General features: G+C 54.5%; 10 protein-coding genes and 3 tRNA genes. 6 read left to right on the plus strand and 7 right to left on the minus strand.

Annotation, left to right across the window (positions count from 1 at the left end; translation table 11 throughout):
- Window positions 1-36: 36 nt before the first annotated feature.
- Window positions 37-113: transfer RNA gene (locus tag ACR0MQ_RS03260), tRNA-Ile, on the plus strand.
- A gap of 2 nt (window positions 114-115) precedes the next feature.
- Here the strand turns inward: ACR0MQ_RS03260 and ACR0MQ_RS03265 are convergent.
- Window positions 116-1,435: an ATP-binding protein gene (locus tag ACR0MQ_RS03265; RefSeq protein WP_480605895.1), complete on the minus strand. Its 1,320-nt coding sequence runs from the start codon at window positions 1,433-1,435 to the stop codon at window positions 116-118.
- Window positions 1,436-1,479: 44 nt separating this feature from the next.
- Here ACR0MQ_RS03265 and ACR0MQ_RS03270 point away from each other — a divergent pair, with 44 nt between their 5' ends.
- The 4 genes from ACR0MQ_RS03270 (at window position 1,480) to ACR0MQ_RS03285 (ending at window position 3,859) form a co-directional block, all read left to right on the plus strand.
- A complete protein-coding gene (locus ACR0MQ_RS03270; RefSeq protein WP_170774050.1) occupies window positions 1,480-2,394 on the plus strand; it encodes an MBL fold metallo-hydrolase in 915 nt (304 codons plus the stop codon).
- Between the two features lie 74 nt (window positions 2,395-2,468).
- Window positions 2,469-2,543, plus strand: a tRNA-Asn gene (locus ACR0MQ_RS03275).
- A gap of 199 nt (window positions 2,544-2,742) precedes the next feature.
- The gene (locus ACR0MQ_RS03280; RefSeq protein WP_170774049.1) at window positions 2,743-3,624 is read left to right on the plus strand and encodes a hypothetical protein; all 882 of its coding nucleotides are present in this window, start codon (window positions 2,743-2,745) and stop codon (window positions 3,622-3,624) included.
- 160 nt (window positions 3,625-3,784) lie between these two features.
- Window positions 3,785-3,859 (plus strand) — tRNA-Asn (locus ACR0MQ_RS03285).
- Window positions 3,860-3,878: 19 nt separating this feature from the next.
- Here the strand turns inward: ACR0MQ_RS03285 and ACR0MQ_RS03290 are convergent.
- The 4 genes from ACR0MQ_RS03290 to zwf form a co-directional block, all read right to left on the minus strand.
- Window positions 3,879-5,498, minus strand: coding sequence for a long-chain-fatty-acid--CoA ligase (locus ACR0MQ_RS03290; RefSeq protein ID WP_480605898.1), 1,620 nt, complete (start codon window positions 5,496-5,498; stop codon window positions 3,879-3,881).
- A 106-nt stretch (window positions 5,499-5,604) separates the two neighbouring features.
- Window positions 5,605-7,215, minus strand: a complete 1,611-nt coding sequence (pgi, locus tag ACR0MQ_RS03295) for a glucose-6-phosphate isomerase (protein WP_480605901.1) — start codon at window positions 7,213-7,215, stop codon at window positions 5,605-5,607.
- Window positions 7,216-7,220: 5 nt separating this feature from the next.
- Window positions 7,221-7,892 carry a 6-phosphogluconolactonase gene (pgl, locus tag ACR0MQ_RS03300; protein ID WP_480605903.1) on the minus strand — a complete coding sequence of 224 codons (672 nt, stop codon included), beginning with the start codon at window positions 7,890-7,892 and terminating at the stop codon, window positions 7,221-7,223.
- Complete coding sequence (gene zwf / locus ACR0MQ_RS03305) at window positions 7,889-9,343, minus strand: glucose-6-phosphate dehydrogenase (protein WP_480605905.1); 1,455 nt, start codon at window positions 9,341-9,343, stop codon at window positions 7,889-7,891. Before zwf ends, pgl begins: the two co-directional genes overlap by 4 nt.
- A gap of 163 nt (window positions 9,344-9,506) precedes the next feature.
- Here zwf and ACR0MQ_RS03310 point away from each other — a divergent pair, with 163 nt between their 5' ends.
- A complete protein-coding gene (locus ACR0MQ_RS03310) occupies window positions 9,507-10,460 on the plus strand; it encodes a radical SAM protein (RefSeq protein ID WP_480605908.1) in 954 nt (317 codons plus the stop codon).
- On the opposite strand, the gene ACR0MQ_RS03315 is transcribed toward ACR0MQ_RS03310, so the two are convergent.
- Together ACR0MQ_RS03315 and ACR0MQ_RS03320 are read right to left on the minus strand one after the other, a co-directional pair.
- A complete protein-coding gene (locus ACR0MQ_RS03315) occupies window positions 10,461-11,156 on the minus strand; it encodes a lipid-binding SYLF domain-containing protein (RefSeq protein WP_480605911.1) in 696 nt (231 codons plus the stop codon). It lies immediately after the preceding gene.
- A gap of 102 nt (window positions 11,157-11,258) precedes the next feature.
- Window positions 11,259-11,528 carry an usg protein gene (locus ACR0MQ_RS03320; RefSeq protein WP_170470617.1) on the minus strand — a complete coding sequence of 90 codons (270 nt, stop codon included), beginning with the start codon at window positions 11,526-11,528 and terminating at the stop codon, window positions 11,259-11,261.
- Window positions 11,529-11,665: the final 137 nt, after the last annotated feature.

Here is an 11,665-nt window from a genome sequence, read left to right on the forward strand (position 1 = left end):
CGCGGGCTGCCATCGTGATACGCAAGGCGCATCGGCGGGCCTGTAGCTCAATTGGTTAGAGCAGAGCGCTCATAACGCTTTGGTTGGGGGTTCGAGTCCCTCCGGGCCTACCACATCACCGCCCTATCACGATATCTGCGCATAAACCGCCCAATTTTTCGCTGCTGCCCAGCCGAAGGATGCCGCCGTGTACACGGGCGATGTCGGCGACGATGGCAAGGCCCAACCCAACACCGCTGCCCTGATTCTGGTTCCGAGCCGGGTCCAGGCGCGTGAAAGGTTTGACCGCCTCCGTACGCTGTTCAATTGGTATACCGGGGCCGTCATCCTCGACTCGGACACGGATCGATTTCGGTGTCATCGACAGACTAACCTCAGCCCGTGAACCATAGCGGATAGCGTTTCCAATCAAATTTTCCACCGCGCGGCGCATTGCCGACGGGCGCAACATAACAGTCCCCTGCCCCTCGACCGATACCAGTTCAACCTGCTGACCTGCGCGTTGCGCGTCATCGATAATCTGACTCAGCCAAATCTCGGGCTCGACCGCCTCAGGTGTGCTTTCTGCAGTCCCTCTTGAGAAGTCCAGAAATGCATCCAGAAGCGATTGCATTTCATCAACATCCTGCAACAGCGGGGCTGCCTCATCTTCGGGCAACAATGACAACCCCAGCTTCAGACGCGTCAAAGGCGTGCGCAGATCGTGGCTGACGCCAGACAACATCAAAGTGCGCTGCTCAATCTGCCTTTCGATTCGGGAGCGCATATCAACAAAAGCGTTGCCCGCCGCACGCACTTCGATTGCCCCGCCAGGAGAGTAAGGCACCACGCGACCCCGGCCGAACGCCTGCGCCGCATCTGCGAGCCGAGTAATCGGCCGCAGTTGGTTGCGCATGTATAAAAATGAGATCGTGGTGATCAACGCCGCAAAGAACACCATCGTAACGATAAGCTGGTGCGGTGCCGTGGGTGACAGGCGCCGTCGATCAAATTTTAATTCCAAAGTGCCAAGATGCGTGCTCAGATAAAGCCGCACCTCCTGTCCATTCGGCAGTGCGACGTCTTGCATTTGAGGCACCAACACCCGCATTTCAGCATCGACTTGTGGTGCGATGAAATCATACCAACGACGCTTTCCAACCACCGGTTCTTGGTACAGCGGCAGAAAACGAGCCGTCATATTCAATGCCGACAGATCAGGCCGTGCGGCAGCCAGCGCCTGCTGCTGCGTCTCTGCACCCTCCATCACGTTCAATATAAGCGTGACCTCACGGGCTGCCGTTCGCGTCATCTGTGCGGTCACTTCCTCGAGATGCTTTTGCAAAAAAGCGATCGCCACAACCAAGAGTACAACGATGACCGGTAGCACCAGGATAAGTGCAGCCCGCGCGTAAAGGCTGCGCGGCATATAGGGTTTGAGCCATTGGGTCGACATGCGCTAAACCTAGCGGGCTGCCTGGACAAGAGGAAGAGGTCAGAATGCAAGCCCCCGATGATTTCGACCCAGTGCCTGGACAAGCTGTGGAACTTGCTCAAGGCCTAAGACGGGTGCTTGCCCCAAACCCCTCACCGATGACATATCGCGGTACGAACACTTACCTTCTGGGTGAAACAGACATCGCCGTCATCGATCCGGGACCGCTGAGCGACGCACATTTGTTGGCGATTCTCGATGCATTACAGCCCAATCAGCGGATCAGCCATATCTTCGTCACTCACACCCATCTCGATCACTCACCCCTTGCTGCCCCTCTTGCGGTCCATACAGGCGCACCGATTCTCGCTTTTGGAGGGCCTCAAGCAGGCCGTAGTGCGGTTATGACGGAATTGGCGCAGAATGGGTTTGCGGGCGGCGGTGAGGGAATTGATATGGATTTTCGCCCTGATATTGAGCTGGAAGACAGTGCATGTATTTCTGCGGACGACTGGACGCTAGAAGTCATCCACACACCCGGCCATCTCGGCAACCATATTGCGCTCGCCTGGGGCGATATTTGCTTTACAGCGGATCACGTCATGGGATGGGCCAGTTCGCTTGTCTCACCGCCCGACGGGGATCTGACCGACTTCATGGCCGCCTGCCATCGCCTTCGCGCGAGAGAATGGTCAGTCTTTCATCCCGGCCACGGCGCTCCTGTAACTGAACCAAACAATCGCCTGGAGTGGCTGATTCAGCACCGTCTTTCGCGCGAATCTCAGATTCTTGACGAACTGATCAAAGGCCCGGCCACTGCACGTCAGCTTGCACAGCGTATTTATGTAGACACGCCTGGTGCATTGCTCCCAGCGGCGGAAAGAAATGTATTCGCGCATCTGGTCGATCTGACCGGAAAGGCCCAGGTCGCACCCGTTGAGACGCTTTCAGCACAGTCCGAATTTAGGAGGCTCGGTTAGCAGCAAACTTTTTTCATCAGCAATGCGCTTCCCCTCTGGACGACGAAATTCCGTGTTGTTATACGCCCCTCAGTTCCGGCGTAGCTCAGCGGTAGAGCAGTTGACTGTTAATCAATTGGTCGTAGGTTCGATCCCTACCGCCGGAGCCAATATCCATATGCACTCTCATTGCGCTGACAGATCGTACTAACCTTCCAGAAGTCTATTTTGGTGCAGTTCTGAAACGGCTGAGACGTCTTGTTTTCTGATTGCCTTGTCGCGGTCCATATTGGTGATTAGGACTTAACCCAATAAACGATATTGGCGGATTGTTTAGCTGCAATCACGTGTACAGGAACAAGAACAAATATGCGCCACGAGTACGAAATAGGGATGCTGTGGGTCGAAGGCCCCCTCAGCTATGTAGAAGTTCTTTGCGCTCAATCTTTTTTAGATGCAGGTCATCATGTAAAACTCTACCATTATGGACACGTGCAAAATGTGCCGGAAGGTGTAGAGCTTGTTCACGGCGATACCGTACTCGGCAGTGATCGCTTTATCAAACACGGTAGAACAGGTAGCTTCGCGTTGTTCTCTGATGTATTCAGGTATCATCTTCTTCAACAAAATGACCGGATGATCTGGGCGGATCTTGATGCTTATTGCGTCAAGACTTTCAAGTCGGAGACTGGTCATTTCTACGCCTGGGAATCCGACTATCAAATTGCTGGTGGTGTTTTAGGCCTACCTTCAGACAGCGAAGCGCTTGGGCAACTTCTTGAGATGACTGAAGATGAATATGGAATTCCTGAATGGTATCCTGATGAAGAGAAGAAGCGCCTTGAAAACCTAAGAGAGGCTGGAACTCCGGTGCATGTTGGTGATTTACGTTGGGGCGTCTGGGGTCCGCATGCAGTGACTCATTATCTGCAAAAAACCGGAGAATCGAAATACGCTTTTCCAGAAAATTGGCTTTATCCAATAAGTTTTAAAAACCGCCGCTTTTTAATGCGGTCAAAATGGGCCCGTAAAGTGCGCCGTGCTGTAACTGAAGATACTTATTCAGTTCATTTCTATGGGCGTAGAGTCCGGCAGTTTTTGGCCACTATAGGAGGCGTTCCTGAACCGGGCAGTTACATGGAACAGTTGTTGACTAAGCACAACATTAACACCGCTGCGGCACCTATTTTTACGCGGCAAGAGCGTGAGGCACAAAAGGCAACTCAGGAAGCAACTCCATCTGTAGAATAAACCTGCAGGTAGCCTTTCCAAGCGACAATGCTTACGTCGATGCTAAGAGAAAACTCACAAGCAAAAACACAGCGTTTTCTTGGCCTTTACTAATTATCTTCAAAAAATAATCTTATCCTCTGGACGATGCCAAAGCTGATTGTTATACGGCGCGGACCGTTCCGGCGTAGCTCAGCGGTAGAGCAGTTGACTGTTAATCAATTGGTCGTAGGTTCGATCCCTACCGCCGGAGCCATTCTTCCCCCGTTTGGCAATCACCCCATCAGCACGTCGCTAAAATCCGCACGCAAGTTCCGTTTCAGGACTTTGCCGGTTGCGTTCAATGGCAGAGCGTCGACGAATACAACTTTGTCTGGGACCTGCCATTTGGCGATCTTACCGTCGAAGAATGAAAGTAAATCCTGCTCGGTCGGCTCTTGGCCTTCCGCCTTCACAGCAACCAAAAGCGGGCGTTCATCCCACTTCGGATGTGGCACACCCACAACCGCCGCTGTCGCCAGTTGAGGGTGCGCGACAGCGATATTTTCCAGCTCAACAGAACTGATCCATTCGCCACCTGACTTGATAATATCCTTCGATCGGTCGCGGATGGTCATAAATCCATCCGGGTCCAATGTTGCCACGTCGCCGGTTGCGAACCAGCCATCCTGCAACAAGGCCTCATCTTGCATGTGGAAATAGCTGTCTAGCACCCAATGGCCGCGCACCATCAGATCACCCTGCGTTTCACCGTCATGGGGAAGGTCGCTGCCATCGTCATCTACGATTTTCAGCTCAACCCCAAAGGGCGGGCGGCCTTGGCTCTCGCGTAGTTTGTGTTGTGCTTCAATGGGCATTTCCAGATGCTTGGCCATAGGATAGTTCGTAGTGCCCAGCGGGCTCATTTCACTCATACCCCAGGCATGGACGGTATCGACGCCATAGGTCTCGCGAAAGGTTTCGATCATCGAAGGCGGGCACGCTGCACCCCCGATCACGGTACGATTCAGGCTCTCCAGTTTGGTTCCACATGTCGCCGCGTGCGCCAGAAGGCCCTGCCAGATGGTTGGCACACCCATCGCCAATGTCACGCCATAAGTGTCGATCAGATTAACCAATGCTTCCCCATGCAAACCCGGCCCCGGCAATACCATGCGTGAGCCGGACATGGCGCTGGCATATGGTGAACCCCAAGCATTGACGTGGAACATTGGCACCACCGGCAATACCACATCCATCGCGGAATAGCCGATCACATCACGTGTGTTTGACGCGAAGCTGTGCAGCAAGGTTGAACGATGCGAATACAGAACACCTTTGGGGTTTCCTGTTGTGCCGGATGTGTAACAAAGGCTAGAGGCGGTATTCTCATCAAAACTGGGCCACGCGTAATCCGCATCGCCGGTTTCAATCAACTCGTCATAGAAGATCAGACCAGGGACCTGAGACAACGCGGCCTCATCTCGTGCCCCCATCAGCACGAAATGCTGCACCTCGGTTAGATGCTCCTGAAGCGCGGCGACCAACGGCAGGAAAGTTGCATCAAAGAACAGAACCCGATCCTGCGCGTGGTTGATGATATAGGTCAGTTGCTCAGGGAAAAGACGCGGATTGATCGTGTGGCAGACGAAGCCCGCGCCGGATACGGCATAGTAGATCTCAAGATGGCGGCGGTTATTCCAGGCCAATGTGCCCACTCGATCCTGCGGCTGTAGCCCAAGCTTCATAAGCGCCGAAGCCATACGGCGGGCGTTCTGCGCGATCCCCGCCCAGTTGGTCTGGGTCACGGCCCCGTCCGTCTCGACCGAGATTATCTCGGTCTGTCCGTGATAGCGTTCGGCGTGATCAATAAGCGACGAAATCAGCAAAGGCTGCGTCATCATCTGTCCCAGCATGGACAATCCTCCCATCGTCAGCGCTTGGCCGCGCGCTTCTACATTGGCAGAAACCCTGCCAAGATTTTAATTGTCTGACAATAAGAGAGTTTGGCTGAGTGCCGTGTCAACCTCGATGGCGTAGCGCGTACTCGACCAGACCGGCTGTCGAACCATCCTTGCCTTCGGTGCCAACTTCGCCATCGACAATGGGGCCCAGAGACGTCGCCAGTTCTTTGCCCAGCTCAACGCCCCATTGATCGAATGAATTGATGCCGAGCAACACGCCTTCGACAAAAACCCGATGCTCGTACAGCGCAATGATCTGGCCCAGCACATATGGCGTAAGCTGCGGATATATCAGGGTTGTTGATGGGCGATCCCCCGAGAACACACGGTGGCGCGCCTGACGCTCCAGCTCTTCGCCGGTCAAACCTTTATCCACCATCCGCGCGCGGGCTTCATCCAACGATCGGCCTTGCATCAGAGCCTCGGACTGAGCCAGGCAATTGGCCAGAAGCAGACGATGATGATGGGCCAATTCAGGCTCATGCCCATTGGCTGCCACCATGAACTCGCACGGGATCACGTCAGTGCCCTGGTGAATTAGTTGATAGAATGCGTGCTGTCCATTGGTGCCAGGCTCGCCCCAAACCACCGGACCTGATGGCATGGCCAACGCACTGCCGTCCATTGCGACAGATTTGCCGTTCGATTCCATTTCAAGCTGCTGGAAATACGCTGGAAGCCGCAGAAGGCGCTGATCATAAGGCAAAACCGCGCGGCTGGCGTAACCCAAAACCTGCCGATGCCAGACACCGACAAGCGCCAACATGACCGGCATGTTTTCAACCCACTTCGCCGAGCGGAAATGCAGGTCCATCGCCTGCCCACCTCGCAGAAAAGCATCGAATGCATTTGAGCCTACAGCGATCATCACCGGCAATCCGACCGGGCCCCAGACCGAATAGCGTCCGCCCACCCAGTCGGCGAAACCGAACACGCGCTCTTCGGGGATGCCAAATGCAGCTGTCTTATCCACCGCGCTCGAAACGGCAGCGAATTGCTGCGACGGGTCTCCGCCTCCATCCACCATCCAAGCCCGCGCCGTCCGTGCGTTGGTCATGGTTTCGATGGTGGTGAAGGTTTTCGAGGCCACAATAACCAGCGTGCGCATCGGGTCGAGCATGCGCAACGTGTCGGCGATATGCGCCCCGTCCACGTTCGAGACGTAATGCAACTTTGGACCATCGTGATACGGTGCCAAGGCATGTGTCGCCATGACCGGACCAAGATCCGAGCCGCCGATGCCGATATTCACAACATCCGTAAAGCTGCCCCCTGCCCCCTTGATCGCCCCGCCGCGCACCTCTTCGGCAAACACGCGCATCCGCTGCAATGTTTCCAGAACGTCTGGCATCACGTCCTGACCATCCACCTCGACCGGACCGCCATCGAGGTTGCGCAACGCCGTATGCAGTACCGCACGCCCTTCGGTCTCGTTGATCTTTTGGCCCGCAAACATCGCCGTCCGGCGATCCGCCAATTTGGCATGGTCACAGAGTTGAATAAGTGCAGAGCGAATGTCGTCGTTGATCTGAGTTTTAGAGTAGTCAAACAACAGGTCGCCGCTGGACGTGGAAAAACTCTCGGCACGGTTTGAATCTGCATCGAACAGATCAAGTATTCTGCGATCACCGATCGATTTAGCCAGAGATTTCAGTTGATCCAATTGCATGGTGACTACTCCGCCCAGTGGACAGTCATGCCGGTTAGCACGGCCGCGATAGGCGCCTCTTCTGGCGGCAGTGACATGGCGCGATCCAGCGCATCGCGCTTGGATTCTCCGAAGATAATGAGGTGTTTTGACAACGCACCTTCGAGCACGGGTGCGGTCAGTGTTATTCTCGCCTCGGGCTGCACGTCTGTCCTTGCCACCGCAAGTGTAGGCGCGTGGCTGTCCAGCGCGGCAGTCAGGCCCTGCATCCCAGGAAAAAGAGAGGCCGTGTGCATATCCTCACCCATGCCAAGAACCAGGACCGACAGAGGCAAGACGGGATTGATCAGGCTTTCGATCTCAGGCAGAACCGCTTCGGGCTCATGACCTGCGACAAACAATGGCAGGTACTGCGCGACAGAGGCGCGATTGGTCAATAGACGCTCGCGGATCAGCCGCTCGTTCGAACGTTTATGGTCACCCGGTACGCACCGCTCATCTGTCGGCAACACGCGCACGCGATCCCACTCAAGATCAGCCGCACATAACCCATCAAACACCGGCCCCGGGGTGGTCCCTCCGGGAACGGCAAGCGAAACAACATCGTGGTGCAACAACGCGGACTCAATGTCTCCGGCCAGTGCATTCGCGACATCAATGGCCAGCATGTCACGGTCTGCATATTCTTTAATATTCATGGGTTTATTCCTTGCCAGCGGCGGTGATCTCTCTTCATCAGCAGTTCGGCGTCGCCTGGGCCAGTGCTGCCATTTTCATAAGGTTTGGGCACGTCTCCGCGTGCCTGCCAGCCCGCAATGATCGGGTCGGTCCAGGCCCACGCGGCCTCGACCTCATCACCGCGCATAAACAGGGTCTGGTTGCCGCGAATGACATCCATCACCAGCCGCTCATAGGCGTCTGGCGGGTCCTGATTTTCGGGTCCAAGCGCCTCGGCAAAGCTCATGTCCAGCGGAACGTCGACCAGCCGCATCCCACCCTGCCCCGGCTCTTTGATCGTCACTTTCAGAGTAATGCCTTCGTTCGGCTGCAACCGAATCGAAAGCGCATTTGCGTGACGCCCCGCCTCTTCGCCGAAAATCGAATGCGGCGCATCCTTGAACATCACATTGATGACCGACGACCGCGCTACCAATTCCTTACCAGTGCGCAGATAAAATGGGGTGCCTGCCCATCTCCAGTTGCTGATATGCGCGCGCAAAGCCACATAACTCTCGGTCGTGGACCGGTTGTTACCCACAACCTCGCGATACCCCCGACCCTGTTTTCCACCGGCAAACTGTCCCCGAACAATGTGGTGCGGTTCAACCGGGTCCAGCGCACGGATCACCTTGAGCTTTTCGTCGCGTACCGCATCCGGGTCAAACTTTGCGGGCGGTTCCATCGCGATCAGACACAAAAGCTGCATTAGGTGGTTCTGCATCATATCGCGCATGGCACCTGCACGCTCGTAATACTCTTCCCGCCCATCGATGCCGACTGTTTCCGCAACGGTGATCTGAATGTGATCCACGTACTGGCTGTTCCACAATGGCTCGAACAACATGTTGCCGAACCGGACCGCCATCAGGTTTTGTACCGTTTCTTTACCCAGATAGTGATCAATTCGATAGATTTGCCCCTCATCAAAATGCGACGCCAAAGTTGCATTCAAAGCGCGCGCACTTTCCAGATCGTGCCCAAACGGCTTTTCAACAACGATCCGGGTCTGAGGGGTGGCGAGATTATGAGCTCTGATCCGCTCGGCCAGCGGACCAAACAGTCTGGGACCCACCGAGAAATAGAACGCTCGGATTCGATCCGTGCTCAGCAATTCGGACAATGGAGCCCACCCGTCTTCGGACAAGGCATCCAGCGGAACATAATTTATGCGCTGCAGAAAACCTTTTACCGCCTCCGGGTCTTTAGACCGTTTTGGCGCATACTGACGCAAAGATTCGGCAACTATATCCCGAAAGGATTCAACGGTTAGCGCACCCCGTGCCGCACCTATGATCCGGGCGGCCTCGGGCCATTGTCCGGCGCAGTAACGCCGAAACAGGGCCGGAACGATCTTGCGCTGCGCCAGATCGCCGGTTCCGCCGAATATGACCAGATCAAATGGGTCAACGGGTATGACGCGAGAAACCATGGCTTTTCCTTACCTTGCCAGTCGCGGCATGTCCAATGTTAGCGCAATCAAAATGACGAAATCTTCGAACATCAAAACTCTGTCAGCAGGGTGTCAACGTACTTAACTAAACCGGCACAAACGATTAAGTCGGTTTGGTAAATGCACAAAACCGGATGCCGGAATGAAAGACAACGCCACTCAGGCTGCAAATATCGGGAAGTTTCAAAACAGTTTGGTGACAGCGGACGGGCAAACGCGCGCGTCTGTTGCATTATCCAATCCGGAAACGCTGTGGTTCAATACGGGCACGCTGTGCAATATCGAATGCGTCAACTGTTATATCGCCAGCAGTCCCACCAATGACGCGCTGATTTACATCGCAGCAGATGAGGTTCGCGCTTATCTGGATCAGATCGAAGAACGCCAGTGGCCAATCCGCGAGATTGGTTTTACCGGTGGTGAGCCCTTCATGAACCCTGAAATGATCGAAATGACCCGCGCAGCGCTTGAACGTGGCTACGAGGTTCTGATTCTGACTAACGCCATGCAGCCGATGATGCGTCGCACGATGCGTGAAGGGTTGCTAGAGCTGCAACGTGACTATGGCGGCAAGCTGACACTGCGCATTTCGGTCGATCACTACCGCCCGGAATTACATGATGAAGAGCGTGGAAAAGGCAGCTTTGCCAAGACGCTGATCGGCATGGAATGGCTGCGGGATAACGGCTTTAAAATGGCGATCGCCGGGCGTACCGTGTGGGGAGATTCTGACGATGACAGCCGTGCAGGCTATAGCGCATTCTTTGCAGAACATGGCTTTGACATCGATCCTCAAGACCCGGGTCAAACCGTGCTGTTTCCCGAAATGGATGAATCCGTTGAAGTGCCTGAAATCACCACCGCTTGCTGGGGAATTCTTGATAAATCTCCGGATGCCGTGATGTGTGCCAGCTCGCGCATGGTGGTTAAACGCAAAGGCGCGGAACGCCCGGCGGTTTTGGCATGTACGTTGCTGCCATACTCACCTGAATTCGAAATGGGCGAAACCTTGGCCGAGGCCGAAGCCGACGTGCATCTAAACCACCCGCACTGCGCCAAGTTCTGCGTTCTTGGTGGGGCAAGTTGCTCCGGTTAATCAGTTAAGTTCAGGTGATTTCCAGAATTTTGTACCTGAGGCTCCCGCTGACACACGCCATCCTTTCTTGCTCAGAACAAAGAAGGATCGGCCATCGGTAAAGCGCAGCGTGTCCCCCGCACGATCCTCACCATACATTGCGCCCGTCTCCGCGGTCGCGTCGTAGCCGTGATCGATAAAATTCTCTAGATCTGCAGGGGTTTCGAAGAGGATCACGAACTTGGTTTCAAAGCCCCCGATCCCAATCGCTCCGCCAACGCCCCCGGTCCCCATGTTCATATAGGTGTGTTGCCCTGTGTCATTTGAAACGGCCACACCGCGCCCGTAACCTGCAGATACCGGAAAAACCGTCACCTTACGCGAGTCAAAAACCGCGTATCCAGCGCAGACATCGTATAGTTCTTGTGCCTGTGGATTCTCGGCTAGTAGTTGATCAAGAATTTCGCCCGCCATCAAATCCAACTTGGCACGTGTCTCTTCAGGCGTGGCCTCGTTTCTTAGCAGTTCCGAAGTCGAATCAATGGTTTCGTCGACGGCGTTCGCACCTTTCTCGATTGTGTTACCAACACCCTCTGCACCGCGACCTATCGCGTTTGCAGTATTCTCAGCCCCCTTTTTGATCTTATCCAGAACCCCTTCGGCGATGGCAGGACCGCTCAGGAAAACCGCAGCGGCGAGGATAAGATATCTGGGCATAGAGTGATTCCGTATAAGACCATCAGTTTGGTCATTACATTATCTCAATCGCGACATTTGAGAACCGGACTTTCGATTCCTGAAAGTATATCCGACGCCCGATTAGTTCACGCGAAACTCTCCAACCATATTCCGCCATTCGCCCGGAGCGATCATCTTTCGATGTGTGAACCGAACAGAATGCAGTGGTCCTTCAATTTCTTTTTGCCAGAATTCCACGAATTCAAAAAGTTTGGGGTGATCCGGGGCAAGATCATAATCCTGCCAGATAAACGTATTCAGAACGTGTATGTAATCGGGCATGTGATAGAAAAATTCTGCGGTTGTCAGCCCGTACCCTTTCAACATGAGTTCGGTTTCGTTTTGCGCCATCCAGACCTCCAATTTTGTTGCAAGGTCTTCTCAGGGTAACACGAAAATCACCTAATACTTAGTTAACAATATGTTACTCTACTGTTACCGGGCTAATTTAGCCACAAGACGGTTGCTTGCTTGCACCTTATATGCCT

It is taken from the genome of Ruegeria sp. AN6, assembly GCF_056540425.1.

What these genes read in the sequence shown, in the direction of transcription:
- ACR0MQ_RS03265 (WP_480605895.1), bottom strand. Translation starts at nt 1,435, where the DNA reads ATGTCGACCCAATGGCTCAAACCCTATATGCCGCGCAGCCTTTACGCG.
- ACR0MQ_RS03270 (WP_170774050.1), top strand. Translation starts at nt 1,480, where the DNA reads ATGCAAGCCCCCGATGATTTCGACCCAGTGCCTGGACAAGCTGTGGAA.
- ACR0MQ_RS03280 (WP_170774049.1), top strand. Translation starts at nt 2,743, where the DNA reads ATGCGCCACGAGTACGAAATAGGGATGCTGTGGGTCGAAGGCCCCCTC.
- ACR0MQ_RS03290 (WP_480605898.1), bottom strand. Translation starts at nt 5,498, where the DNA reads ATGCTGGGACAGATGATGACGCAGCCTTTGCTGATTTCGTCGCTTATT.
- pgi (WP_480605901.1), bottom strand. Translation starts at nt 7,215, where the DNA reads ATGCAATTGGATCAACTGAAATCTCTGGCTAAATCGATCGGTGATCGC.
- pgl (WP_480605903.1), bottom strand. Translation starts at nt 7,892, where the DNA reads ATGAATATTAAAGAATATGCAGACCGTGACATGCTGGCCATTGATGTC.
- zwf (WP_480605905.1), bottom strand. Translation starts at nt 9,343, where the DNA reads ATGGTTTCTCGCGTCATACCCGTTGACCCATTTGATCTGGTCATATTC.
- ACR0MQ_RS03310 (WP_480605908.1), top strand. Translation starts at nt 9,507, where the DNA reads ATGAAAGACAACGCCACTCAGGCTGCAAATATCGGGAAGTTTCAAAAC.
- ACR0MQ_RS03315 (WP_480605911.1), bottom strand. Translation starts at nt 11,156, where the DNA reads ATGCCCAGATATCTTATCCTCGCCGCTGCGGTTTTCCTGAGCGGTCCT.
- ACR0MQ_RS03320 (WP_170470617.1), bottom strand. Translation starts at nt 11,528, where the DNA reads ATGGCGCAAAACGAAACCGAACTCATGTTGAAAGGGTACGGGCTGACA.